The 25,397-nt window shown below is 65.7% G+C and carries 25 protein-coding genes; 20 read left to right on the top strand and 5 right to left on the bottom strand.

Annotation, left to right across the window (positions count from 1 at the left end; genetic code table 11):
• The first annotated feature begins 3 nt into the window (after nucleotides 1-3).
• The 6 genes from AOA14_RS14570 to AOA14_RS14595 all read left to right on the top strand — a co-directional run bounded on the left by AOA14_RS14570 (nucleotide 4) and on the right by AOA14_RS14595 (nucleotide 6,779).
• Nucleotides 4-1,650 (top strand): peptide MFS transporter, encoded by a 1,647-nt coding sequence (locus tag AOA14_RS14570; protein WP_062902315.1) that lies wholly within the window; start codon nucleotides 4-6, stop codon nucleotides 1,648-1,650.
• 4 nt (nucleotides 1,651-1,654) lie between these two features.
• Nucleotides 1,655-3,067 carry an amidohydrolase gene (locus AOA14_RS14575; RefSeq protein ID WP_202988275.1) on the top strand — a complete coding sequence of 471 codons (1,413 nt, stop codon included), beginning with the start codon at nucleotides 1,655-1,657 and terminating at the stop codon, nucleotides 3,065-3,067.
• Nucleotides 3,064-4,365 (top strand): amidohydrolase family protein, encoded by a 1,302-nt coding sequence (locus AOA14_RS14580; RefSeq protein WP_003043520.1) that lies wholly within the window; start codon nucleotides 3,064-3,066, stop codon nucleotides 4,363-4,365. The genes AOA14_RS14575 and AOA14_RS14580 overlap by 4 nt, the downstream gene beginning before the upstream one ends.
• Nucleotides 4,366-4,410: 45 nt before the next feature.
• On the top strand, nucleotides 4,411-5,112 hold the full coding sequence (locus AOA14_RS14585; protein WP_062902316.1) for an NnrU family protein: 702 nt from the start codon (nucleotides 4,411-4,413) through the stop codon (nucleotides 5,110-5,112).
• Between the two features lie 5 nt (nucleotides 5,113-5,117).
• Nucleotides 5,118-5,654 carry a DUF1003 domain-containing protein gene (locus AOA14_RS14590; RefSeq protein ID WP_062902317.1) on the top strand — a complete coding sequence of 179 codons (537 nt, stop codon included), beginning with the start codon at nucleotides 5,118-5,120 and terminating at the stop codon, nucleotides 5,652-5,654.
• A gap of 93 nt (nucleotides 5,655-5,747) precedes the next feature.
• Entirely contained in the window at nucleotides 5,748-6,779 is a 1,032-nt protein-coding gene (locus AOA14_RS14595; protein WP_062901951.1) for an IS110 family RNA-guided transposase, read from the top strand.
• Nucleotides 6,780-7,417: 638 nt separating this feature from the next.
• Here the strand turns inward: AOA14_RS14595 and AOA14_RS14600 are convergent.
• Nucleotides 7,418-8,413 carry an aldo/keto reductase gene (locus tag AOA14_RS14600; protein ID WP_062902318.1) on the bottom strand — a complete coding sequence of 332 codons (996 nt, stop codon included), beginning with the start codon at nucleotides 8,411-8,413 and terminating at the stop codon, nucleotides 7,418-7,420.
• On the bottom strand, nucleotides 8,410-9,657 hold the full coding sequence (locus tag AOA14_RS14605) for a dicarboxylate/amino acid:cation symporter (RefSeq protein WP_082819946.1): 1,248 nt from the start codon (nucleotides 9,655-9,657) through the stop codon (nucleotides 8,410-8,412). The genes AOA14_RS14600 and AOA14_RS14605 overlap by 4 nt, the downstream gene beginning before the upstream one ends.
• 107 nt (nucleotides 9,658-9,764) lie before the next feature.
• Between AOA14_RS14605 and glmM the strand changes: the two genes are divergently transcribed.
• The 8 genes from glmM (at nucleotide 9,765) to AOA14_RS14645 (ending at nucleotide 17,154) form a co-directional block, all read left to right on the top strand.
• Nucleotides 9,765-11,105, top strand: a complete 1,341-nt coding sequence (glmM, locus tag AOA14_RS14610; protein ID WP_062902319.1) for a phosphoglucosamine mutase — start codon at nucleotides 9,765-9,767, stop codon at nucleotides 11,103-11,105.
• Between the two features lie 127 nt (nucleotides 11,106-11,232).
• Entirely contained in the window at nucleotides 11,233-11,457 is a 225-nt protein-coding gene (locus AOA14_RS14615; RefSeq protein WP_003051183.1) for a DUF1272 domain-containing protein, read from the top strand.
• Entirely contained in the window at nucleotides 11,454-12,596 is a 1,143-nt protein-coding gene (thiD, locus tag AOA14_RS14620; RefSeq protein ID WP_062902320.1) for a bifunctional hydroxymethylpyrimidine kinase/phosphomethylpyrimidine kinase, read from the top strand. Before AOA14_RS14615 ends, thiD begins: the two co-directional genes overlap by 4 nt.
• Nucleotides 12,593-13,150 carry a ribonuclease HII gene (locus AOA14_RS14625; protein WP_058811756.1) on the top strand — a complete coding sequence of 186 codons (558 nt, stop codon included), beginning with the start codon at nucleotides 12,593-12,595 and terminating at the stop codon, nucleotides 13,148-13,150. Before thiD ends, AOA14_RS14625 begins: the two co-directional genes overlap by 4 nt.
• Before the next feature lie 16 nt (nucleotides 13,151-13,166).
• Entirely contained in the window at nucleotides 13,167-14,060 is an 894-nt protein-coding gene (locus AOA14_RS14630; RefSeq protein ID WP_062902322.1) for an oxidoreductase, read from the top strand.
• Between the two features lie 237 nt (nucleotides 14,061-14,297).
• Complete coding sequence (locus tag AOA14_RS14635) at nucleotides 14,298-15,437, top strand: site-specific DNA-methyltransferase (protein ID WP_062902323.1); 1,140 nt, start codon at nucleotides 14,298-14,300, stop codon at nucleotides 15,435-15,437.
• Nucleotides 15,438-15,545: 108 nt separating this feature from the next.
• Nucleotides 15,546-16,676: a dihydropteroate synthase gene (gene folP, locus AOA14_RS14640; RefSeq protein ID WP_062902324.1), complete on the top strand. Its 1,131-nt coding sequence runs from the start codon at nucleotides 15,546-15,548 to the stop codon at nucleotides 16,674-16,676.
• Between the two features lie 97 nt (nucleotides 16,677-16,773).
• Nucleotides 16,774-17,154, top strand: a complete 381-nt coding sequence (locus AOA14_RS14645) for a baeRF12 domain-containing protein (RefSeq protein WP_062902325.1) — start codon at nucleotides 16,774-16,776, stop codon at nucleotides 17,152-17,154.
• Here the strand turns inward: AOA14_RS14645 and AOA14_RS14650 are convergent.
• Nucleotides 17,151-18,581: a sigma-54-dependent transcriptional regulator gene (locus AOA14_RS14650; protein WP_062902326.1), complete on the bottom strand. Its 1,431-nt coding sequence runs from the start codon at nucleotides 18,579-18,581 to the stop codon at nucleotides 17,151-17,153. The two genes, AOA14_RS14645 and AOA14_RS14650, sit on opposite strands and share 4 nt — an antisense overlap.
• A 251-nt stretch (nucleotides 18,582-18,832) precedes the next feature.
• Between AOA14_RS14650 and AOA14_RS14655 the strand changes: the two genes are divergently transcribed.
• From AOA14_RS14655 to AOA14_RS14675, 5 genes are all read left to right on the top strand, one after another.
• Complete coding sequence (locus AOA14_RS14655) at nucleotides 18,833-18,955, top strand: aa3-type cytochrome c oxidase subunit IV (protein ID WP_003051210.1); 123 nt, start codon at nucleotides 18,833-18,835, stop codon at nucleotides 18,953-18,955.
• A 12-nt stretch (nucleotides 18,956-18,967) separates the two neighbouring features.
• Nucleotides 18,968-20,089: an NAD(P) transhydrogenase subunit alpha gene (locus tag AOA14_RS14660; RefSeq protein WP_062902327.1), complete on the top strand. Its 1,122-nt coding sequence runs from the start codon at nucleotides 18,968-18,970 to the stop codon at nucleotides 20,087-20,089.
• A gap of 125 nt (nucleotides 20,090-20,214) precedes the next feature.
• On the top strand, nucleotides 20,215-20,829 hold the full coding sequence (locus AOA14_RS14665; RefSeq protein WP_062902328.1) for a fasciclin domain-containing protein: 615 nt from the start codon (nucleotides 20,215-20,217) through the stop codon (nucleotides 20,827-20,829).
• A 149-nt stretch (nucleotides 20,830-20,978) separates the two neighbouring features.
• Nucleotides 20,979-21,260, top strand: a complete 282-nt coding sequence (locus tag AOA14_RS14670) for a proton-translocating transhydrogenase family protein (RefSeq protein WP_003051219.1) — start codon at nucleotides 20,979-20,981, stop codon at nucleotides 21,258-21,260.
• Between the two features lie 59 nt (nucleotides 21,261-21,319).
• The gene (locus AOA14_RS14675) at nucleotides 21,320-22,807 is read left to right on the top strand and encodes an NAD(P)(+) transhydrogenase (Re/Si-specific) subunit beta (RefSeq protein ID WP_062902329.1); all 1,488 of its coding nucleotides are present in this window, start codon (nucleotides 21,320-21,322) and stop codon (nucleotides 22,805-22,807) included.
• On the opposite strand, the gene AOA14_RS14680 is transcribed toward AOA14_RS14675, so the two are convergent.
• Nucleotides 22,779-23,216, bottom strand: coding sequence for a hypothetical protein (locus tag AOA14_RS14680; protein ID WP_062902330.1), 438 nt, complete (start codon nucleotides 23,214-23,216; stop codon nucleotides 22,779-22,781). The genes AOA14_RS14675 and AOA14_RS14680 overlap by 29 nt on opposite strands.
• A gap of 109 nt (nucleotides 23,217-23,325) precedes the next feature.
• Here AOA14_RS14680 and AOA14_RS14685 point away from each other — a divergent pair, with 109 nt between their 5' ends.
• Complete coding sequence (locus tag AOA14_RS14685; RefSeq protein ID WP_062902331.1) at nucleotides 23,326-24,024, top strand: aspartate/glutamate racemase family protein; 699 nt, start codon at nucleotides 23,326-23,328, stop codon at nucleotides 24,022-24,024.
• Nucleotides 24,025-24,043: 19 nt separating this feature from the next.
• Here AOA14_RS14685 and trmFO read toward each other — a convergent pair whose 3' ends face one another.
• Nucleotides 24,044-25,393, bottom strand: a complete 1,350-nt coding sequence (trmFO, locus tag AOA14_RS14690; RefSeq protein ID WP_202988490.1) for a methylenetetrahydrofolate--tRNA-(uracil(54)-C(5))-methyltransferase (FADH(2)-oxidizing) TrmFO — start codon at nucleotides 25,391-25,393, stop codon at nucleotides 24,044-24,046.
• Nucleotides 25,394-25,397: the final 4 nt, after the last annotated feature.

Consider the following 25,397-nt stretch of genomic DNA (forward strand, 5'->3'; position numbering starts at 1 on the left):
TAGATGAAAAATATGGCCTTATGGGACGAGGGGGACTGGATCGCGGTTATCGCGCTGGTCATCCTGGGGGTCTTTTTGAGCATCGGCGCTTTGGTCGCCGCCAGCAAGAAACCTGAATTCGCCGGCCATCCCAAGGGCCTCTACATGCTGTTCTTTGCCGAGATGTGGGAACGCTTCTCCTACTACGGCATGCGCGCGCTGCTGATCTTCTACCTGACGCAGCATTGGCTGTTTTCGGACGGCAAATCGAACCTGATCTACGGCGCCTATACCGCGCTCGTCTATATCACCCCCGTGCTCGGCGGATATCTTGCGGATCGCTATCTGGGGCAGCGCAAGGCGGTGCTGTTCGGCGGTGTGCTCCTCGCCTTCGGCCATTTGTTCATGGCCTTCGAGGGCGATCACGGCATCACCGATGCCGCGACGAAGCAGGCCGATCCCGCGATCAACATCTTCTGGCTCGCGCTCGCGCTCATCATCGTCGGCTCGGGTTTCCTCAAGGCCAATATCTCGGTGATGGTCGGCCAGCTCTATCGCCTGACCGACATGCGCCGCGATGCGGCCTACACCATCTTCTACATGGGGATTAACGTCGGCGCGGCGCTCGGCACGATCCTCGTCGGCTATCTCGGCCAGAAGATCGGCTGGGCCTATGGCTTCGGTCTTGCCGGCATCGGCATGGTCGCCGGCCTGATCGTCTTCGTGCTCGGCAAGAATGTCCTGCTCGGCGCCGGCGAGGCACCCGCACCGCTCGCGAAATCCAAGGAGTGGAGCATCTATGGCGTCGGCCTTGTCGCCGTCGGCGTGATGTGGGCGCTCGTCCAGTATCAGGACGTGATCCAGACGTTGCTCGTCATTTCGGGCCTCGGCCTGCTCGGCTGGGTGCTGTTCCAGGCCTTCAAGCTCGAGAAGGAACCGCGCGAACGCATTTTCGCCATTCTGTTCCTGATCGCGCTCAACCCGCTGTTCTGGGGTCTGTTCGAACAGGCCGGCGGCAGCTTCAACCTCTACACCGACCGCTATGTCGACAAGGGCGGCGTTCCCGCTTCGGTGTTCCAGTCGATCAACCCCATCTACATCATCCTCTTCGCGCCGGTCTTTGCGGCGCTGTGGCAGTGGCTGGGCAAGCGCGGGCTCGAACCCTCGGCGCCGGCGAAGTTCGCGCTGGCGCTCGCGCAGGTCGGGGCGGGCTTCCTCGTCTTCGTGTGGGGCGCGAGCAGCGTCGGACCCGAAGTCGCGACGCCCGTCCTGTTCGTCTTCCTGCTCTATCTTCTCCACACGACCGGCGAGCTGTGCCTGTCGCCGGTGGGGCTGAGCGCGATGAATCGCCTCGCGCCGTCGTTCATGGCCTCGCTCATCATGGGCGCCTGGTTCTACATGACCGCGGTCGGCAATTTCGTCGCGGGCAAGATCGGGGAAGCGACCGGCGGAGAAAGCGGCAACATGACCAAGGAGGCGACGCTCGCCATCTATCAGGAAATCGGCATCATCACGATCGGCGTCAGCGTCGTCGTGCTGGCGCTGTCGCCTATCGTGAAGAAGTGGATGCACCTCGACACGCTGCGCGACCGCGACGACAGCGTTGCCGGAGCTGGCGAACTTGCCGAACCGCAAGCGGCGGGGACGCATCCCGAACCGAAGGGGGCATAAGCACATGATCAGGGGCGTGAAGGGCAGTCTGCTGGCTGCCGTTTCGCTGGCGTTCGCGGGTTGCGCGGCGTCGGGCACCTCGGCGCAGTCGGCGGGCGACAAGCCCGCCGCGAGCGCCGAAAAGCCGGTGAAGTTCAACAAGGATCCCTATCCGTCGACCTATCACGCCTATGCAGGCCGCCCCACGGCGGTGCGCGGCGTGACGATCTTCGACGGCGAAGGCGGCCGCATCGACAATGGCGTCGCGCTGTTTGCCGACGGCAAGGTGGTGAGCATCGGCGGCCCTGATACGGCGACCCCCGCGGGTTATGACGTCGTCGACGGCAGTGGCAAATATCTCACCCCCGGCGTGATCGATATCCACAGCCACCTCGGCGTCTATCCGAGCCCGTCGGTCGATGCGCATTCGGACGGGAATGAGGCGACCAGCCCGACGACGCCCGAAGTCTGGGCCGAGCATAGCGTCTGGCCGCAGGATCCGGGCTTCAGCCGTGCGCTCGCCAATGGCGGGGTGACGAGCCTCCAGATTCTGCCGGGCAGCGCCAATCTGATCGGCGGCCGCTCGGTCGTGCTCAAAAATGTTCCGGCGCGCACGGTGCAGGGGATGAAATTCCCCGGTGCCCCCTATGGTATGAAGATGGCGTGCGGCGAGAATCCGAAGCGCGTCTATGGCAGCAAGGGGCGCATGCCCTCGACCCGCATGGGCAATTTCGCGGTCGATCGTGCGACCTGGGCCAAGGCCGCAGCCTATAAGAAGAAGCTCGACGAAGGAAAGCCGGTCGATCGCGATCTGGCGATGGAAACGCTCGCCGGCGTGCTGTCGGGCGAAATCCTGGTTCAGAACCATTGCTACCGCGCCGACGAAATGGCGCAGGTCATCGATATGAGCCACGAGTTCGGATATAAGGTGTCGGCGTTCCACCATGCGGTCGAAGCCTACAAGATCGCCGACGTGCTGGCGAAGGAAGGCATTTGTGCCGCCATCTGGGCCGACTGGTGGGGCTTCAAGATGGAAGCCTATGACTCGGTGCCCGAAAATATTGCGCTTGTTTACAAGGCGGGCGCCTGCACGATCGTCCATTCGGACGACGAAAACCAGATCCAGCGCCTGAACCAGGAAGCGGCGAAGGGACTTGCCGCCGGGCGGCGCATGGGGATGCAGATCAGCGACGAACAGGCGTGGACCTGGCTGTCGTACAATCCCGCCAAGGCGCTGGGCATCGCCGACAAGACCGGCAGTCTGAAGCCGGGCAAGATGGCCGACGTCGTGCTGTGGAACGGCAACCCGTTCAGCGTCTATACGCGGCCCGAAAAGGTCTGGATCGACGGCGCGCTGATGTTTGACGCGACCGATCCCAAGCGGCGACCGGTGAGCGATTTCGAGCTGGGGCAGCCCGGCGAGGGAGATGTGAAATGATGCGCGCGCTTCTGCTTTCCGCCGCCGCGCTGATCGCGGCCCCGGTCGCGGCACAGGATGTTGCGATCACCAACGCGCGGCTCGTCATCGGCGACGGCAGCGCCCCGATCGAGGGCGGCACAGTCGTCGTGCGCGGCGGCAAGATCGTCGCCGCCGGCGCGGGCGTTGCGGTCCCCGCAGGGATCGAGCGCGTTGACGCCGGCGGCCATTGGGTAACGCCCGGCATCGTCGCGGCGTTCAGCCGCGTCGGACTGGTCGAGGTCGATGCCGTGCAGGGCAGCAACGACCGCTCGGCGCGTCGTTCGCGCTTTTCGGCGGGTATCGACATCGCGCCCGCGCTCAACCCGATGGGCTCGCCCGTCGCGGTCAACCGCGCCGCCGGCGTCACCCGCGCGATCGTTGCGCCGGGCGACAGCAGCGGGCTGTTCGCGGGCCAAGGGGCGGTCGTCGATCTGGGCGACGACAATGACATGGTGACGCGCCCGCGCGCGCTGCAGTTCATCGAATTCGGCGAGGGCGGATCGTCGAACGCGGGGGGAAGCCGCGCGGCGACCTTCCTGATGTTCCGCGAACAATTGCTGGCGGCGCGCAGCTATGCCCGCAATCCCGCGACGCTTGCCGAATGGGGCAGCGACGCGCTGATCCAGCGCGCCGACGCCGACGCACTGGTCCGCGTGATCAACGGCACGACCCCGCTGTTCGTGCGCGTCGATCGCGCCGCCGACATATTGAACGTGCTGAAACTGAAGGGCGAATTTCCGGCGCTGAAGCTCGTGCTCGTCGGCGCGACCGAGGGCTGGCTCGTCGCCCGGGACATCGCTGCGGCGAAGGTGCCGGTGCTGGTCTCGCCGCTGAGCGACCTCCCCGCGAGCTTCGAACGGCTGGGCGCGACGCAATCGAATGCCGGGCGGCTCGAAGCCGCCGGCGTCGATGTTTCGGTTGGCGTGTTCGACGACGATGACGCGCACAAGATGGGTTATACCACGCAATATGCCGGCAACCTGGTTGCCCTGACGAAGCTGCCGGGCGCCAGCGGGCTGAGCTGGGATCAGGCGTTCGCCGCCATCACCAGCGCCCCTGCGCGGGCGGTCGGCATGGACGGCACGATCGGATCGCTGCGCGCCGGGCGCGTCGGCGACGTCGTGATCTGGGACAATGATCCGCTCGAACTCGGCAGCCGGCCGACCGCGGTGTGGATCGACGGCAAGCGCCAATCGCTCGTGACGCGACAAGACCGCTTGCGCGATCGCTATGCGACGCCGCAAGAAGGCGCATTGCCCAAGGCCTATGACCGGTAAGCGCCAGAGAGGCTGAGCGCGCCGCGAGATGAAGGAGGCGAGCCGATGAACCCCATGTCGCTGTTGATCGCAACCGCGGTGCTGTTTGTCGGCTCGCACCTCCTCCTGTCGCACCCGCTGCGCGACGGGCTGGCCAGCCGGCTCGGCGAGCGAGGGTTCCAAATCGTCTATTCGATCGTGGCCTTCGCCACGTTCATTCCGCTCGTTCAGGCGTGGCGCGCGATGCCGCCCGAACCGCCGCTGTGGATGGTCGACGATCCGCTATGGGCGCTCGCGACCTTGATCGTCCTCTTTGCGAGCATCCTGTTCATGGGGTCATTGATCGGCAATCCGGCGCTGCCGTCGCCGAAGGCGGCGTTCGCCGCCCAGGGGGCGCCGCGCGGGGTTTTCGCGATTACCCGTCATCCGATGATGTGGGGCTTTGCGCTGTGGGCGTTCGCCCACGCGCTCGTCATGCCGACGGGCGCGCAGTTGCTGCTGTCGGCGACGATCGCCTTCCTCGCGCTTGTCGGATCGGCGGGGCAGGATGCGAAGAAGGCGCGGTTGATGGGTGATGCGTGGCGCCACTGGGCGGCGCGGACGAGCTTCGTGCCGTTCGGGCGCCAGGTTGCGGGGGCGGCGCCGTGGGGCGATGCGATCCCGCGCGGCCATGCGCTGTTCGGCGGCATCCTGCTGTGGCTCGCGGCGACCTGGGGGCATGGCGCGCTCGGCTATATGGCGGCGGGCATCTGGCGCTGGATCGGCTGACCGTCATGAATGACGAAGCCCGGATCGCGGACATGGCGCTGCGCCTGCTCGGGCGCGCGTTCAACGAACTCGACGAACAGGAGCAGCGCGTCATCTGCGCCATCGCCGAACGCGCACCGACCAGCCGCAACGCGGGCGAGATCGACGATGAGGAAGCGAGCTTCGGTGACCGGCTGGCCGACCGGGTGGCGGCGGTCGGCGGTTCGTGGGGTTTCATCATCGCCTTCGGCGTCGTGCTCGTCGCGTGGATGCTGCTCAATTCGAGCGTCCTCGCGCGTGCGGGGCTCGTCTTCGATCCCTATCCCTATATCTTCCTCAACCTGATGCTCTCGATGCTCGCGGCGATCCAGGCGCCGGTGATCATGATGAGCCAGAACCGGCAGGCGGCGAAGGACCGGCTGTCGGCCCGGCTCGATTATGAAATCAACCTGCGCGCCGAACTGGAAATCATGCGCCTGCACGAAAAGATCGACCGCATGCGCATCGCCGACCTGGTCGAGAAGGTCGAAGACTTGAGCAAACGGCTCGATCGGAACGGGTAGGGGACGGTGGCTTTGGGGTGATGGGGTGGACGCCCCCCGGCGGCATCGATGTGCCATAGTGGAGGTGTTATCACACCACTAGAGGAGGCGTCCGTGTTGGAAGTTAGCATAATCGGATTGGATATCGCGAAGAATGTTTTTCATGCGCACGGCGCGGATGCGAGCGGGCGAGCACTGTTCAGCCGCAAGATCGGCCGAGGGAAGCTGCTGGAGTTCTTTGCTGGGCACCAGCGTTGTACGGTCGCGCTGGAAGCCTGTGGGGGCGCGCACCATTGGGGCCGAGAGCTGACACGGCTGGGATACAAGGTGAAGCTGATCCCGCCCGCGTATGTGAAGCCGTTCGTGAAGCGGAACAAGAATGATGCGGCGGATGCGGAGGCGATCTGCGAGGCCGCCCAGCGCCCGAGCATGCGGTTCGTGGCGATCAAGAGCGAAGAGCAGCAGGCGTCAGGCCTGGTGTTCCGGACCCGTGACCTGCTGGTGCGGCAGCGCACCCAGCTGATCAATGCCATCCGAGGTCATCTTACCGAATATGGCTGGGTAGCGCCCAAGGGTCCCTCGCACGTCGCGATGCTCGGCGATCTGCTTGAGGACGAGATGGCCTCGTCGCTACCCGAGGCAGCCAGGTCGATGTTCCGCACGATGCTCGACCTGCTGGAGGAGCTGAACGAGAAGATCGGCGATCTCGACAAGGAGATTGCGCGCCGGGCTCGTGAGGATGCCGTCGCGAGGCGGCTTATGACGATCCCTGGGGTTGGACCGATTACGGCCACCGCATTGGCGGCTCTGGCGCCTCCAGCAGAAAGCTTCACCAAGGGACGGGACTTTGCGGCGTGGCTAGGTCTGGCGCCAAGGCAGATGTCGACGGGCGGCAAGCAGAAGCTGGGCTCGATATCCAAAATGGGCGAGCGCACACTGCGGCGATTGCTCATCATCGGTTGCAGTGCGGTGGTCCTGCAGGCCAGCAAGCGAGGCGCGCCTCAAGGCTCCTGGCTCGAGCAGATGATGGCGAGGAAACCGCGTATGCTAGTCACGGTTGCCCTTGCCAACAAGACAGCGCGGATCATCTGGGCCGTGCTTGTAAAGGGAGAGGATTACAGAGCTCCGGTCGCAGCCGCGGCGTAAGCCAAGGCGGACCAGAGGTCGCCGGAAGGCGTAGTCGGTCGAAGGAGAGTATGGCACAACAGTCGGCGAGACGGGGCCGGAAGAACCAGGGCTTTCCACTGTGCCGCGAGCACGCTGTGGGTGATGTGGTTCCGGTCCGCGAACTCCCATACGGGCCCGCAGCCTCCGATGCTGCATTGCAAGGCCGGACAGATGGCCGCATCCGACTACGTGCACTACCTCCAAAAATCGCTTGCGTCTTTTGGGGCGTCCACAGATGGGAAGCGCCACCCTCCATTTTCGTCATCCCGGCGAAGGCCGGGATCTTTCTGGTGCGCTACCGCGATAGGGTGAGATCCCGGCTTTCGCCGGGATGACGGAGTGTGATCGAAATCCGTTTTTTCCCGTTCGTGTCGAGCGAAGTCGAGACACCCGTCGACACGGCGCCTAGTCCGAGGGGCATCTCGACTTCGCTCGATGCGAACGGGTTGGGGGAAGCATGAGTGTCCGCTTCAGGGTCGTTAGCGGACGTTGCTTCAGAACGTCGCCCCCGCGCAGGCGGGGGCCGCAATCGGCCTTTTTTGCGGCGCTGCGTAAACCGACAGCGGCCCCGCCTTCGCGGGGGGCGACGGGACTTGTTCCGGCCGAAACCCGAAACCCTACAGCCGCACCATCCGCATTCCCTGTTCGCCATAGCGCGGGCCGCTGGTGCCGCCCTTCGGCGCTGCTGCGTCGATCGCCGCAATATCGTCGGCGCTGAGGGTCAGGTCGGCGGCGGCCATGCTGTCTTCCATCGTGGCGCGGCGCTTGGTGCCGGGAATGGGGACGATGTCGTCGCCCTGCGCGAGCAGCCACGCGAGTCCGACCTGCGCCTTAGACACGCGGTGCCGGTCGGCGACTGCGCCGATCGCATCGACGATGCGCAGGTTGGCGGGCAGATTTTCCTCCGAATAGCGCGGGTCGTTGCGGCGCCAGTCATGCTCGGGCAGCTCGTCGCGGCTGCGCACCGCGCCCGCAAGGAACCCGCGGCCGAGCGGCGAATAGGGGACGAAGCCGATGCCGAACTCGCGGCAGACCGGCAGGATTTCATCCTCCACGTCGCGCTCCCAGATCGAATATTCGCTCTGCAAGGCGGTGATCGGTGCGGCCTTGGCGGCGCGGCGCAGCGTCTCGGGGCCGGCTTCGGATAGCGCGATGTGGCGCACCTTGCCTTCCTTGACCAGTTCCATCATCCCGCCGACGGTTTCCTCGATCGGTACCGAGGGGTCGACGCGGTGCTGGTAGAAGAGATCGATCGTGTCGATGCCAAGGCGCTGGAGCGAGCCTTCGCAGGCGCGCCGCGCGTTGTCGGGGCTGCCGTCCACGCCGACGATCTGCTTGCCGTCGAAGCGGAAGCCGAACTTGGTCGCGATGACAAGACCGTCGCGCTTGCCCTTGATGGCTTCGCCGAGCAGTTCTTCATTGGTGAACGGGCCATAGATTTGCGCGGTGTCGAAGAAGGTGACGCCCATGTCGATCGCGCGGTGGATCGTCCGCGTCGCCTCGTCCATGTCGGCGGCTTCGCCATAGAGGATATTGCCGCCCTTGATCATCGGCATACAGCCGACGCCGATCGCCGAGACTTCGAGGCCGTGGCCGAGCTTGCGATATTTCATGCTGCTTCTCCTTCTGCTTCGTCGCGAACGCCGTCGGCGGCATATTTGGTCGCGGCGACGTCGGCGATAACATTGCCCAATGTCCGGAATATGTCGGGAAAGGTCTCGACCGCGACGAGCAGCCCCAGCGGCGCGACGGGCACCCCCATCGATACGGCAATCGGCGCGATCGATGTGACATAGCTGATCGATCCGGGCAGGCTGACCGAACTCAGCGCCGCGGCCATCGCGACGGCAAGGCCGACCGCCATCGTCCACGGCGACAGCGTCAGGCCGAACAGCCAGGCAATATAGACGACCACCGCCAGGTTCATCGCCGGGCTGGTAAAGCGGAAGAGCGCCACCGCGAGCGGCAGGACGATATCGGCCTTTTTGGGATCGACGCCCAGATCCTCGGTCGCGCGGAGCATCGCGGGCAGGCTGGCGAGCGAGCTTTGCGTTGACAGCGCGACGGCGAGCGTGGGCACCATCGCCCGGACGAAACGCGCCGGCGCGACGCCGACGACCAGCCAGGCGAGCGCGAGGCCGAGGAGAATACAGCAGACGCCAACGCCGGAGACGATCAGCACATAGTGGAGAAGACCGCCGAACGCCGCGAGCCCGGCCTTGATTGCCAGCGCATAGCCGAGTGCGAACACCCCGATCGGGGCGAGCGCAAGCACCCAGCCGATGACGACGAGCATCGTGTCGCCCAATGCCTTGAACAGGCCCGACAGGCTGGCGCGCGCGTCGGGGGCGATGCGCGTCATCGCGAAGGCGAAGATGGTGGTGAAGACGATCAGCGGCAGGACAGTCGTCTCCGCCGCCGCGGCGATCGGGTTGGCGGGGATCAGGCCGAGGATGAAATCCGAAAAGGTCGGCGAGGGCGGCGCTTCGGTCGCGCCGCCGAGCCCGCCGCGCAGCGCCGCCGCGGCGCCCTGCGACAGCGGAAACAGGCGGAGCAACAGCGGCGTGACGAGCAGCGACATCAGGCCGGTGAGAAAAATCGATACCATGAAGATGCCGACCGACCGCGCCGCGAGCGTTCCCGCGCGCGCGGCGTCTGCGGTCGCAGTGATGCCGGTGATCAGCAGCGCGACGATTAGCGGGATGATCGGCATCGTCAGCGCCTTCAGCCACAACAGGCCGACGGTTTCGACATAGGGAAGCGACGCCGTGCCCGCTGTCGGGGCGGCCATGTCGAGCAGGATGCCGAGCAGCATGCCTGCAATCAGCGATGACAGGATGATCCATGCCGATTTCAAGTTCAAAACCTCCGGCCTGCTTGCCAAGCAAATATGGGTGACTTAGTGCCGTCCGGACTGCCGGGGTGGGCGAGCGTGAACCCCGAGGATTAGGAAGCGGAGACGGCATGCGCAAGTTTTTCGGAACCGACGGGATCCGGGGCCTGACCAACAAGGTGCCGATGACCGCCGAAGTGGCGATGCGCGTCGGCATGGCGGCGGGCGCGCATTTCCTGCGCGGCGGGCACAAACATCGCGTCGTGATCGGCAAGGATACGCGCTTGTCGGGCTATATGCTCGAAAATGCGCTGGTCGCGGGGTTCACCAGCGTCGGCATGGACGTGGTGCAGGTCGGCCCGATGCCGACGCCTGCAGTGGCGATGCTGACGCAGTCGATGCGCGCCGATCTGGGCGTGATGATCTCTGCCAGCCACAATCCCTTCCACGACAATGGCATCAAACTGTTCGGGCCCGATGGCTACAAGCTGTCCGATGCCGATGAAATGCAGATCGAGGCATTGCTCGAAGCGGCGCCGGCGCTTGCCGAACCCGCGCATATCGGCCGCGCCAAACGGATCGAGGACGCGCGCGGGCGCTATATTCACGCGGTAAAGCAGAGCCTGCCCGGCTCGGTGCGCCTCGACGGGCTGAAGCTGGTGCTCGATTGCGCCAATGGTGCCGCCTACAACAGCGCGCCGACCGTATTCTGGGAACTGGGCGCCGACGTGATCGCGATCGGCGTCGAACCCAACGGCACCAACATCAACGACCGCTGCGGATCGACCGCGCCGGCGCTGCTTCAGGAAACGGTGGTGGCGAGCGGCGCCGACATCGGGGTCGCGCTCGACGGCGACGCCGACCGGTTGATCGTCGTCGACGAAAAGGGCAACATCGTCGACGGCGACCAGATCATGGCGCTGATCGGGGCGAGCTGGGCGCGGCAGGGACGGCTCAAAGGCGGCGGCGTCGTCGCGACGGTGATGTCGAACCTTGGCCTCGAACGCTTTCTCGAGAGCGAGGGGCTGCGGCTCGAGCGGACCAAGGTCGGCGACCGTTATGTCCTCGAACGGATGAAGGCGGGCGGTTTCAACGTCGGCGGCGAACAATCGGGGCACATGATCCTGTCGGACCATGCGACGACGGGCGACGGGACGCTCGCCGCGCTTCAATTGCTTGCCGAACTCGTCCGCGCCGGACGACCGGCGAGCGAGTTGCTCCACCAATTCGACCCGGTCCCGCAGCTTTTGAAGAATGTGCGCTTCGCCGGCGGCAAACCGCTCGACGCGCCGACGGTGCAGGCGGCGATCGCCGAGGGTGAAACCATGCTCGACGGCCGCGGCCGCCTTGTCATCCGGGCCTCGGGCACCGAACCCGTCATCCGCGTCATGGCCGAAGGCGACGATGCGGGTGAGGTTGAACAGGTGGTCGACATGATCTGCGACGCGGTGCGCGCGGCGGCGGCGAATTGACAACCGAATAGTCTCATCCCGTTCGTGCTGAGCTTGTCGAAGCACCATTCTCTTCTCTATGAACCGAGCAGGAAGAACGGCCCCCCTTCGACAAGAGCAGGGCGAACGGCTTTTAAGGAATTTGTACATGCTTGAAATGCGACCCGATTGCGAACGCTGCGGCCGTGATTTGCCCGCGGACATTCACGGCGCCTTCATCTGCTCGTTCGAATGCACCTTTTGCGCGACCTGCGCCGACAAGCTCGACGAACGCTGCCCCAATTGCGGCGGCGACCTGCTCGACCGTCCGCTGCGCGAAGGCGCTGCGCTGGCGAAATTCCCCGCTTCGACGGAGCGAAAGTTCAAGCGTTGACCGCACGCGTTCTGATTATCGCCGGCTCCGATAGCGGCGGCGGTGCGGGCATTCAGGCGGATATCAAGACCGTCACCATGCTCGGCGGCCACGCGATGACCGCGATCACCGCGATCACCGCGCAGAATACGATGGGCGTGCAGGGCGTCCACGCGATCCCGGCCGAGATGGTGCTGATGCAGATCGACAGCGTCGTCGCCGACATCGGCGTCGACGCGGTGAAGATCGGCATGATCGGCAGCGCGGCAACCGCGGCGGCGGTCGCCGAACGGCTTCGCCGGCCCGACATGGCCGGGGCCGCGGTGGTGTTCGACCCGGTCATGGTCGCCACCAGCGGATCGGTGCTTGCCGACGCCGACACAATCCGCGCGTTCGAGGCGCTGCTGGACCGGGCGGCGGTGGCGACGCCCAATCTCGGCGAACTGGCGGCGCTCGGCGGCGAGGCGGCGGTGCTGGCGCATGGCTGCGCGCTGCTCGCCAAGGGCGGGCATGGCGAAGGCGACACCGTGGTCGACCGGCTGATCGAGGCCGATGCGGGCGAAGTGGCGCGCTGGGAAGCCCCGCGTATCGCGACGATGAACACCCACGGTACCGGCTGCACGCTTGCCAGCGCAATCGCGACCGGGCTGGCGCAGGGTATGCCGCTCGAGCCCGCGGTGGCGCGCGCGCGCGACTTCGTGCGGTTGGCGCTGATGGATGCGCCCGGATTGGGCGAGGGGCATGGTCCGATGGGGCAACAGGGGGTGCGGAACGACGGGCTGTTTACCGGCCCTGCACTCAACCAGATCACCCTGCCGGCGACCGATTATGCGGCTTCGGTGGCCTTCTACAAACAAATGGGGCTGACCCAGATCGTCGATAGCAACGCAAAGGGCTATGCCCGCTTCGAGGCTGCGAACGGCGTCACCCTCTCGATTCATGTCGGCGACGGCGACGCGGGCGGGACGACCACCTATCTGGAAAGCGGCGCGCTCGACGCCTGGGTCGCCTATCTCGCGCGGCGCGGGGCGCGCTTCGACCAGATGCCGCGCGACGAGGAATGGGGCTGGCGCGAGGCGCGGTTGACCGATCCCGCGGGCAATCGTCTGTGCCTCTATCAGGCGGGCGAATATCGGCGTTATCCGCCGTGGCGGATATGATCGTCGTCGGCGTCGACGAGGCGGGGCGCGGACCGCTCGCGGGTCCGGTGGTCGCGGCCGCGGTGATCCTGTGCGACGACGGGATCGACGGTCTCGACGACAGCAAGAAATTGAGCGCGAAGCGCCGTGCCGCGCTGGAGATCGAAATCAAGGCGCGTTGCCGCTGGGGCGTCGGCGAAGCGAGCGTGACCGAGATCGACAGCATCAACATTTTGCAGGCGACTTTCCTTGCGATGACGCGCGCGGTCGAGGCACTGGGGGTCGAGCCCGGCGAGGTGCTGGTCGACGGCAATCGCCTGCCCAGATGGCGCTGGCGCGCGCAGGCGATCGTCGACGGCGATGCGCTGCACCCTTGTATTTCGGCGGCGAGCATCATCGCCAAGGAGCATCGCGACCGCTTCATGGCCGACGCGGCGCGCCGCTTTCCCGGTTTTGGCTGGGAGACGAATATGGGCTATGGCACCGCGCAGCATCTGGCGGCGCTGCGGCAGTTGGGGCCGACGCCGCTCCACCGCGCGAGCTTTGCGCCGGTCGCACAGCTGACGCTGATCTGACGGACGGGAGAGGGCGATGAGCGGATTTACGGCAGAGCATGTATCCGCGCAGACCGGTCGCCGCTTCCTCGTCACCGGCGCCAATGCCGGCATCGGTTTCGAAGTTGCGCGCATCCTGGCGGCGCGCGGGGCGGCGGTGGTGCTTGCCTGCCGCGACGCAGCGCGCGCCGAGGCGGCAATGGCGCGCATCGCGGACGATGTTCCCGGCGCCGACCTGTCCTTCGTGCGGCTCGATCTCGCCGATCTCGATCAGGTTCGCGAGGCGGCGGCCGTGGTACGCGCCGGGCCGCGCATCGATGTCCTCGTCAACAATGCGGGCGTCATGATCCCGCCGCGGTCGCTGACCGCGCAGGGCTTCGAATTGCAGTTCGGGGTCAATCACCTCGGCACCTTTGCCTTTACCGGCTTGATACATGGTCATGTCGACGACCGGATCGTCGTCACCGCCAGCCTGGCGCACAAGAGCGGAACGATCGACTTCAGCGATCTCGATGCCCGGCGCGGCTATCATGGCTGGTCGCGCTATCAGGCGAGCAAGCTCGCCAATCTGTCCTATATGTTCGAGCTCGATCGCCGGCTGGGCGCGGCGAGGCGGGCGACGCAGGCGATCGGTGCGCATCCGGGTGTCGCGCTCACCGAGCTGACACGCCATCTGCCGTGGCCGCTGCGGTCGATGACGCCGCTGGCCACGCCCTTCTTCAACAGCGCGGCGCAGGGCGCCTGGCCGACCTTGCAGGCGGCAACCGGCGCCCATGTGCAGGGCGGCGACTATCTGGGACCGCAGGGGCTGGGCGAGATCAGCGGCGCGTCGGGACCCGCGCGCGCGACCAAGGCGGCGCGCGACCCGAAGCTGGGGCGCGAATTGTGGGAGCGTTCGGTCGACCTCACCGGGGTCGATCCGGGAATTTGAACACGAATGGCGCTTGGTTGGGCGCCAAATCGAAAAAAATCTGCCGCTGAGTCCTGACGGCCACACCACCAGTGGTTGAGTCCCCGAGTCGCGCGAGACTCCATATGTCGTGGCAGACTCCTTTCGTTCTCGGCGCGTTAACCATTTCGAGAGGCGGAATCCCTAGAATCCTGCGCTTGACGGCGGACTCCGCCGGACTCATCAGGGGCTTCTTTCGGACAAGGACAGGGGCGAAACATGGGTGTTATGGAACGGGTCAAGGCGCCGGCCGCAAAACAGCGGACGCCGAAAGCGGCCCCGCTCGATCTGCCACTGGACAGCATCCTGCAAGGCGACTGCATCGCCATGATGCGCAGCCTGCCGGCGGCATCGGTCGACATGATCTTCGCCGACCCGCCCTATAACCTCCAGCTCGGCGGGGATCTGCATCGTCCCGACGGCAGCCAGGTCGACGCCGTCGACGATGATTGGGACAAGTTCGACAGTCTCGCGGCCTATGACCGTTTCACCCATGCGTGGCTCAAGGAAGCGAAGCGCATCCTGAAACCCAATGGCAGCATCTGGGTGATCGGCAGCTATCACAACATCTTCCGCGTCGGCACCGCGCTTCAGGACAATGGCTATTGGATCCTGAACGATATCGTGTGGCGCAAGGCGAACCCGATGCCCAATTTCAAGGGCACGCGCTTCACCAATGCGCACGAGACGCTGATCTGGGCCTCGATGGGCGAAAAGTCGCGCTACACCTTCAATTATCGCGCGATGAAGACGCTCAACGACGAGCTTCAGATGCGCTCCGACTGGCTCATCCCGATCTGCGGCGGTCAGGAACGGCTCAAGAAGGGCGGCACGAAAGTACACCCGACCCAGAAGCCCGAGGCGCTGTTGTATCGCATCCTGCTCGCCTGCTCGAACCCCGGCGACGTGATCCTCGACCCGTTTTTCGGCACCGGAACCACCGGCGCGGTCGCGAAGCGCCTCGGCCGCCGCTTCATCGGCATCGAACGCGAGGACGGCTATATCGAAGCGGCAAAGGAGCGCATCGAAATGGCGCTGCCGCTCGACGAAAGCACGGTGCGGACGATGATGGCGCCTAAGGCCGCAACGCGCGTCGCCTTCGGCACGCTGGTCGAATGCGGCATGATTGCACCGGGAACGACGCTCACCGATACGAAGCGCCGCTGGAAGGCGGTGGTGCGTGTCGACGGCAGTCTGGAATGCGAGGGGCAACCCGCGGGGTCGATCCACAAGGTCGGCGCGGGCGTGCAGGGCACGCCGAGCTGCAACGGCTGGACATTCTGGCACGTCGATACGGGCAAGGAATTGCGCGTGATCGACACGGTGCGGCAGGACTGGTTGCTCGCGAACGAGGCATAAGCCTCGCCGCCCCCGCGAAGGCGGGGGCCGTGGGCTAGATCGCACTGCCGCGCCGCGGAAGGCCGACTACGGTTCCCGCCTCCGCGGGGGCGACGGGAAAGGGATTGCATGTTCGTTCCACTCACCAAGCCGGACTTCGGTACGACATGGGAGGATGCGCGTGTCTACCTCCGCCCGACCTGCTTCGTCGATCGGCCGCATGAACTTGACAAGCATTGCCTGCGGCTTGCCGACGCGATGATCTGGTTTGCGGCCTGGCATGTCAGCCTGCGCGATAATGACATGATCCGCTCGGCGGTGGTGCCGGTGGCCGAACTCGACGACTGGATTGCCGCGATGCCCAGCCGGCTCGCCGATGCAGCGCGCGCGCAGCGGGCCGCGACGGCACGACCGCGCGGCGCGCTGACGCTGGGCGCGCGGACAGTTCGGCTCGGCGAGCCGCAGATCATGGGCATCCTCAACGTCACGCCCGACAGTTTTTCCGACGGTGGCAAGACAATCGACGAGGCGGCGGCGATCGAGGCCGGTTTCGCCATGGCCTCGGCAGGGGCGGCGATCGTCGATGTCGGCGGGGAATCGACCCGGCCCGGCGCGCCGCTGGTCTGGGAAGGCGACGAGGTCAAGCGCGTGGAAAATGTCGTCGCGGCGCTCGCGCGCGGCGGAACCGCGGTGTCGATCGACACGCGCAAGGCGGCGGTCATGGAGGCGGCGCTCGCCGCCGGGGCGACGATCGTCAACGATATTTCGGCGCTGCGCTACGACGACCGCGCGACGGAGGTCGTGGCGCGCGCAGGCTGCGCCGTCGTGCTGATGCACGCGCCGTCGGCAAAGAGCGATCCGCACGAAGGCGGCACCTACGCGCATGTCCTGTTCGACGTTTACGACATGCTCGCCGAGCGTGTCGCGGACTGCATCGCGGCGGGCATCGACCCCGCAAAGATCATCGTCGATCCGGGCATCGGCTTCGGCAAGGGGGTCGCCGACAATCTGGCGCTGATCAATGGCCTTGCGCTCTTCCACACCCTCGGCTGCCCGCTGCTCTTCGGGGCGAGCCGCAAGCGCCTGATCGGGGCACTGGACAACGAAGCCCCTGCAGACCAGCGCCTTGGCGGCACAGTCGCGCTTCATTATCAGGCTGCGACGCAGGGCGCACAGTTGCTGCGGGTGCATGATGTGGCCGAAAACCGGCAGGCGCTGCGGGTGTGGCGCGGGCTGCGGGATGCGGCGCTGACCGCCTGAGTTCCTCCATCGGTCGCGGGAGAGGAAACCCTGCAGCACTGTCATGCGTCCCCTTCTTGAAGGCCCGCTCCGATTGCGGGCTCCGAAGGAGACTTCCATGCAGCTTCCCCATGGCACCCATGTCGCCGTCGCCGACGGCAACCGCTTCGTTCTGTTTCGCAACGATGGCGATGCAGACCTTATCAACCTTGTCGATGCGGCCAGCCCGGAGGTCGACGCCGGAAACCGTGGCGGCGCGAAGCCCGAACCCCGCGACCTTGACGAGCGTGGACACGCCGCGGGCGTCGCGGCGCTTCTTAACAAGCGCATCCTCGACAACGAAATCGAAAAGCTGCTCGTGATTGCCGATCCGCACACGCTCGGCGTGATGCGCGGGCACTATCACCGCGAACTTGCAAAGCGGCTGGTCGGCGAACTCGCCAAGACGCTGACCAATGCCGATACGGCGCAGATCGAGCAGGCGATCGGCGCGGCTTAGGCCGCGGTGTCGATCCCCAGATCGCTGAGCTTGCGATACAGCGTCGAGCGCCCGATCCCGAGCCGGCGGGCGACTTCGCTCATGCGGCCGCGGTAATGGCCGATGGCGAGGCGGATGACATCGGCTTCGATATCCTCGAGCGGACGAAGATTGCCGTCCGGGAGGTAGAGGGTGATGCCGATCGCCTCGCCGTTGATCGCGACATTGGCGTCTCCGCTCACGCTGCCACCGAGCGCAGCTTCGATCGCCTTGAAGTCGGCACTCGTCAGCACGTCGGTCTTGCTTTCGACCGCCGCGCGGAACAGCACGTCCTGCAACTGACGGACATTGCCCGGCCAGGCATAGGCGGCGAGCAGGCGTAGGGCATCGTCGGTGATGCCGATCGGCCCCATGCCGGGCAGGCCGCCGATGCGCGTGAGCAGATGGCGGGCGAGCGGCCCAACATCGCCGCGCCGTTCGGAAAGCGAGGGCAGGGTGAATTGCGCGGTCGACAGCGCGTAGAACAGGTCTTCGCGGAAGTGTCCTGCCTCGATCAGCTTGTCGAGCGGGCTGGCGCTGGTCGCGATGATGCGGACGTCGACGGTCTGGCGGATCGAGCCACCGATCATCTGCACTTCGCCGCTGTTCAGAAATTCGACGAGTTTTGCCTGCGTGTCGAGCGGGATACATTCGACATGGTCGATGATGATGCTGCCGCCGTCGGCCTGCACCAGCCGGCCGACCTGCCGGTCGAAGGCGCCGGGAAAGGCACCGCGTTCGTGGCCGAACAGTCCCGATCCGATAAGCCCCGGCGATACCGCCGAACAATCGACCATCACCAGCGGGCCGCGCGCACGCGGACTGGCGCTGTGGATCGCGCGGGCAAAGACTTCCTTGCCGGTGCCCGGCTTGCCGTTGATCATCACCGGTACGCGGGCGCGCGCGGCCTTGGCGGCGATCGCCAGCGCGCTACGGAAATTGGGCGACGAACCGATGATTTCTTCGAAGGCGAGCGGCGCGCGCAGCTTTTCGGTGAGCGGGCGCAATTCGCCCTGCGGGCCGGTCTGCGAGACGATGCGGTCGAGCGCGCCGAGCAGCCGGTCGGGCGCGATGGGCTTTTGCACGAAATCGCTCGCGCCAGCGCGCATCGCGGCAACCGCGACTTCGACGCCGTTGCGCATGGTGATGACGATAAGCGGCAGCGCCGGGCGCCAGCGGCGCAGTTCGGCGATGAATTCGGGGATCGGCACGCCCGGCGCGCCCTGATCGACGAGCACGGCGTCGAGCGCCATGCCTTCCTGGGTGCCGAGCTTCGCGAGCGCGGTGTCGGTGTCGGCGGCGACGATGCTGCGCCAGCCGCCCCGCGACACCAGCGCCGAAAGGAATCGCTGCTGCGCCGGTTCGCTGTCGACGATCATCACCATTCGCGTGTCGCGCGCGTTCGCCATCGCTTCCCTATTGCCCCTTTTGTCGGCACGCAGGGTGCCGGTGTCCGCGGTAGCCGCCATGTGTAACCGGGATGGGTAAAGGCCGGATTAAGGCCACCAGGCTTTTGCCCGCCGTGCGCCGCGGCGCAAAACGGGCTATTGAGCATCGGGGGGCGCATGGCTAAGACCGGCGCGATATCCGATTCTGGCGGGCGCCCGGCGCAGCGCCGGCGGGCAGGAAACAAGCGGATACAAGGCAAAGGGGAATGGCTATGGCGGAACAGGATATGAAAACGGCGAACCAGACCTATGAAGGCTTTCTGGGCCTTTTGAAGGTCGGCACGATCGCAACCGTGATCGTCGCCGTCGTCGTCGTCCTTCTGATCTCTTCCTAAGCGGCGCCGGTCATGCGCATCGCCGTGCTGAAAGACCTCGCCGCGGGCGAGACCCGTGTCGCTGCGACCCCGGAAACGGTGAAGAAATTCATCGGCCTGGGCGCTGAAGTCGCCGTCGAGAGCGGAGCAGGGGTTACGGCCTCGATCGCCGACGCCGATTACACCGCTGCGGGGGCGAGCCTGGGCAGCCGCGCCGATGTGCTGAAGGGTGCGAACATCATCCTCGGGATTCAGGGCCCCGATCCCAAGAGCCTGTCGGGCTTTGCCGACGGGGCGTGGCTGGCGGCGGGGCTCAACCCGTTCGGCGAGCGCGCCCGCGTTGACGACTATGCCAAGCTTGGCATCGAGGCGCTGGCGATGGAATTCATGCCGCGCATCACGCGCGCGCAGTCGATGGATATCCTGTCCAGCCAGGCAAATCTCGCGGGCTACAAGGCGGTGCTGATGGCGGCAAACGCCTATGGCCGCGCCTTTCCGATGATGATGACCGCCGCCGGCACCGTCAGCGCGGCCAAGGCGTTCATCATGGGCGTCGGCGTCGCCGGGCTCCAGGCGATCGCGACCGCGCGGCGCCTGGGGGCGCAGGTCAGCGCGACCGACGTGCGCTCCGCGACCAAGGAACAGATCCTCAGCCTCGGCGCCAAGCCGATCTTCGTCGAAAGCGTCGCGGGGATCGAGGGCGAAGGTGCGGGCGGCTATGCCACCGAAATGTCGGACGAATATCAGAAGGCGCAGGCCGAGCTGGTGTCGGGACATATCGCCAAGCAGGATATTGTCATCACCACCGCGCTGATCCCGGGGCGCCCCGCGCCGCGGCTGATTTCGGACGCGCAACTCGCGACGATGCGCACGGGCAGCGTGATCGTCGACATGGCGGCCGAAAGCGGCGGCAATGTCGAAGGCTCGGTGGCCGGCGAAACGAAGCAGATCCACGGTGTCACCGTGATCGGCGCAAAGAATATCGCCGCGCTGATGCCCGCCGACACGAGCGCGCTGTTCAGCCGCAACCTGTTCAATTTCCTGTCGGCCTTCTGGGACAAGGAAGCCGGCAAGCCCGTGCTCGACGAGGAAATCGGCAATGCCGTGCGGCTGACGCAGGGCGGCAAGGTCGTGAACGAGCGGCTGCTGGGGTAGGCGTTTCGCTGGACGCGTCCGGCTGACTTTCTTCTGAAACTTTCGCGCGCCAATGGCGTTGCGAATCGGGGTGCGGCGCGATGTGGCACGGGGCCGTTCGGGCCGTTTCAGCAAGGAGATCAGAGGTGACGAAATCCGGCTTGTTCGTGAGTGCCATGGTAGCGGCGTTGGCGCTCGGCGGCTGCAACAAGGCTCCCGAGCCGCCCAAGGCCGATACCGAAAGCGGCGCGATGAACGATGTCGTAACCGCGAGCGCCAATCCGCAGGTCGGCGGTGCCGCGATGGCGCCTGACAAGGCGATCCTCGCCAATGCCGCTGCCTCGCCGATACTGAGCCAGTTGACCGCGGCGGTGAATCAGGCTGGGCTGGCCGATACGCTCTCGGGGCCGGGGCCTTTCACGCTGTTTGCGCCCAATGACGCCGCCTTTGCGCAGGTTCCCGCGGTCACGCGCGACGGCTGGGCGCGTCCGGCGCAGACGGTGGTGCTTGCCGGCGTGCTCAAATATCATGTCGTGCCGGGCAAGCTGACCGCCGCCGATCTCGCCGCGAAGATCGATGCGGGCGGCGGCAAGGCGGTGCTCAAGACGCTCGACGGGCAGGATCTGACCGCGACCAAATCGGGCGAGGCGATCATCCTGACGAGTGCGAGCGGCAACAAGGCCGCGGTAACGCAGGCGGACGTTGGACAGGCGAACGGTATCGTCCATGTCATCGACGCGGTGCTGCTGCCAAAGATGTAAATTGTCCTGACGCGTAATTATATTTCACAAAGCGCCCGCGATTTCCGGCCTGGAGATGCGCGGGCGTGACTTTTTGACAGCTTTGGAGTCGACAGGCCTTCGCTCCCACGGCAAGAGGTGCCGACGCGGAATCAGCAGGGGAGCGCGCCGTGGATTTCATTTCCATCTTTTCGATTTTCGTCCTGGCCTGTTTCGTCGGCTATTTCGTCGTCTGGTCGGTGACGCCGGCGCTGCACACGCCGCTGATGAGCGTGACCAACGCGATTTCGTCGGTCATCATCGTCGGCGCGCTGATCGCCAGCGCGGCGGCGGGCTCGGCAAGCTCGAAATGGCTCGGCCTTGCCGCGGTCGTGATGGCGAGCATCAATATTTTCGGCGGCTTTGCGGTCACCGGGCGCATGCTCGCAATGTACAAGAAAAAAGAGCGTTAAGGCGCTGCGAACCAAGGATTTGACGGGCCATGGACGGATGGCCCGACGGGGGAATTAGCATGCACGAAGTAGCACCGATCAATCCCTGGGTGGCGCTGGCCTATCTCGCCTCGGGCATCCTGTTCATCCTCGCGCTGCGCGGCCTGTCGAGCCCGGCATCGTCACGGCGCGGCAACCGTTTCGGAATGATCGGCATGACGATTGCGGTCGTCACGACGCTGATCACCCATGTGCCGTTCGATAATCTCGCTTCGGCGCCGGGTATTCCGGCCCACGATACGTCTATGATCGACTTCGTCGCACTGGGTGAAATTCTGGCGGCGATCGCGATCGGGGCCATCATCGGCATCGTCATGGCGCGCCGGATCGCGATGACCGCGATGCCGCAGCTTGTCGCGGCCTTTCACAGCCTCGTCGGGCTTGCCGCAGTCGCGGTGGCCGCGGCCGCCTACCTCAATCCCGGCGCCTTTCATATCGCCGACGAAATGGGTCAGATTTTCGCGGTCAGCCGGATCGAAATGGGGCTCGGCATCGCCATCGGCGCGATCACCTTTTCGGGCTCGGTCATCGCCTTTCTGAAGCTCAACGGCAATATGTCGGGCGCCCCGATCATGCTGCCCGCGCGGCACGTCATCAACCTCGGCACGCTCGCCGGGATCATCGGCCTTGTCGCCTATTTCCTGACCGACCAGTCGCCGTGGGTTTTCTGGACGATCACCGCATTGAGCTTCCTGATCGGTTTCCTGCTGATCATCCCGATCGGCGGCGCCGACATGCCGGTCGTCGTGTCGATGCTGAACAGCTATTCGGGCTGGGCCGCGGCGGCGATGGGCTTCACGCTCGGCAACACCGCGATGATCATCACCGGCGCGCTCGTCGGTTCGTCGGGCGCGATCCTTTCGTACATCATGTGCCGCGCGATGAACCGCAGCTTCATCAGCGTCATCGCCGGCGGTTTCGGCGCCGACGATTCGGGCGGCGGTGCGGGTGGTTCGAAGGAACAGCGCCCGTGGAAGCCTGGCAGCGCCGAAGACGCGGCCTTCCTGATGAGCCAGGCGGAAAATGTCATCATCGTTCCCGGCTACGGCATGGCAGTGGCGCAGGCGCAGCACGCGCTGCGCGAAATGTCGGACATGCTCAAGAAAGAGGGCGTGAACGTCAAATATGCGATCCATCCGGTCGCGGGCCGCATGCCCGGCCATATGAACGTGCTGCTCGCCGAAGCGAATGTTCCCTATGACGAAGTGTTCGAGCTTGAGGACATCAATGGCGAATTCGCGCAATGCGACGTCGCCTTCGTGATCGGCGCCAACGACGTGACCAACCCGGCGGCCAAGACCGACAAGTCGTCGCCGATCTATGGCATGCCGGTGCTCGACGTCGAAAAGGCGAAGACCGTGCTGTTCGTGAAGCGGTCGATGGGCGGCGTCGGCTATGCCGGCGTCGATAACGACGTCTTCTACATGGACCAGACGATGATGCTGCTCGGCGACGCCAAGAAGATGGCCGACGACATCGTCAAGGCGCTGAGCGGCAGCGGGCACTAGGGTCGAACGCGGCAAGCCGGCGCGCGACGGTGCCGATCGTCGCGATGCCATAGCCGTCGGGATCGGGCGCGGCCGCGCGAAAGCGGTTCGCGACATCGTCGAGATCGGCGAGCAGGCGGCCCAGATAGATGTGCGCATCCTCCTCGCCGGGGCGCGGATCGAGCGCGATGGCCTTCATCGCGCCGATCGCCTGCAGTTCGTCCAGCCCGACGTTGCGCCCGGTGCGGCTGTCGATCCAATAGCCGTCGCCAAGGTGCCGGGCCGCTTCGGCTTCCTGCTCGGCGAGCTGCGCCAGAAAATAGTGCCGGATCGCGTCCATCGCGCCGGTCTGCCGCGTGCGGCGGGCCGCGTCAAAGAAAAGCAGGTGCGATGCCGCGGCGCGCCCGCCGCCTCCAGCCCTGCGGGGCATTGACCCGAATCGTCATCCCGGCGAAGGCCGGGATATCAACCTCGCGTCGGAAATGGACGGCGAGACCCCGGCCTTCGCCGGGGTGACGATGAAGGGATAGACGTCACCCATGCGCAAAATCGGTTTGATCGGAGGAATGAGCTGGGCATCGACCGAGCTTTATTATCGGCACCTCAACAAGGGGCTGCAAAAGCGGGTCGGCACCGGCTGTTCGGCGCCGATCCTGATGGAAAGCCTGAATTATTGCGATCTGTCGCGGCTCTCGACACCCGAGCAATGGGATCATGCGAAGGAGGTGCTGATCGCATCGGCGCGGCGGCTCGAGGCGGCGGGGGCGACGGCGCTGATGATCGCGGCCAATTCGATGCACAAGGTGGCGGACGACGTCGCCGCGGCGATTTCGATCCCGCTGCTCCATATCGTCGACGAAACGGGCGAAAAGATGCGCGCCGACGGCGTGAAGGCGGCGGCAGTGGTCGGCACCCGCAACGTCATGACCGAACCCTGGTTCCGCCAGCGGCTCGTGCGCCACGGCCTGACGCTCGCCCCCTATGACGCGAGCCGCGCCGAGGAGATCGACCGCATCATCTATGACGAGCTGATGCAGGGCAAGGTGACCGAGGATTCGCGCCGGACGATGCGCACCTTCATCACCGACATCGCCAAGCAGGATATTCAGGCGATTGTTCTGGCCTGCACCGAACTGGTGATGCTTGTCGATCCCGACGCAAACCTGCTGCCGGTGTACGATACGGCGCGCATCCATGTCGCCGCAGGTATCGACTGGATATTGGGCGACGCGCCCTGATCGCGGGGCGCGCGCGCCGTTACGCGGCGACGCCGTCCGCCACTTTCATCCACTCGGCCAGCGCCGCGCCCGCGCGCTGCGTATAGGCGAGCTTGCGGTCCTTCTTGCGGACATCCTCCGCAACCGGCGGGAACAGCCCGAAATTGACGTTCATCGGCTGATAGGATGCGGCGTCGGCGCCGCCGGTGATATGGCCGAGCAGCGCACCGAGCGCCGTTTCGGGCGGCGGCGGCGGTAGCGAACGACCGCCGAGCTCGGCGATCGCAAAGCGCGCGGCGACAAGGCCGATCGCGGCGCTTTCGACATAGCCTTCGCAGCCGGTAATCTGGCCTGCAAAGCGGATATGCGGCGCCGACTTCAGGCGGAGCTGGCCGTCGAGCAGTTCGGGCGAACGGATGAAGCTGTTGCGGTGAAGACCGCCCAGCCGCGCGAACTCGGCCTTTTCGAGCCCCGGAATGGTGCGGAACAGCTCGACCTGCGCGCCATGCTTCAGCTTGGTCTGAAAGCCGACCATATTCCACAAGGTGCCGAGCGCATTGTCCTGGCGGAGCTGGACGACGGCATAGGGCCAGCGCCCGGTGCGCGGATTGTCCAGCCCGACGCCCTTCATCGGTCCGAAGCGTAGCGTTTCGATGCCGCGTTCGGCCATCACCTCAATGGGCATACAGCCCTCGAAATAGGGCGTGTCCTTTTCCCAGTCCTTGAATTCAGTCTTGTCGCCGTCGATCAGCCCCTGGACGAAGGCATAATATTGATCCTTGTCCATCGGGCAGTTGATATAATCCTTGCCGTCGCCGATCGGCCCGACCTTGTCCCAGCGGCTCGCCATCCAGGCGATGTCCATGTCGATACTGTCGCGGTAAACGATGGGCGCGATCGCGTCGAAAAAGGCAAGCGCGTCCTTCCCCGTTGCGACGCCGATGCTCTCCGCGAGGCTGGCGGCGGTGAGCGGTCCCGTCGCGACGATCGTCAGGCCCTCGGTCGGCAGCGTGTCGATGCGTTCGCGCACGATCGTGACATTGGGATGCTCGGCAAGCGCTTTGGTGACGCCGCCCGAAAAGAGATCGCGGTCGACCGCGAGCGCCGATCCGGCGGGAACTTTTGTGGCATCGGCTTCGCGCATGATGATCGAGCCCAGGCTGCGCATCTCGCGGTGGAGCAGGCCGACGGCGTTGCTGTCGCCGTCATCGCTGCGAAAGCTGTTGGAACACACCATTTCGGCGAGCGTGTCGCCCTGATGCGCCGGGGTCATGTCGCCGCCCCCGCGCATTTCGGACAGGCGCACGCGATAGCCCGCTTCGGCAAGCTGCCATGCCGCCTCCGATCCTGCGAGGCCGCCGCCGATGATATGAATGTCGTGAGCCACTATACGC

Source organism: Sphingopyxis terrae subsp. terrae NBRC 15098 (genome assembly GCF_001610975.1).
GTDB classification, from domain to species: Bacteria; Pseudomonadota; Alphaproteobacteria; order Sphingomonadales; family Sphingomonadaceae; genus Sphingopyxis; species Sphingopyxis terrae_A.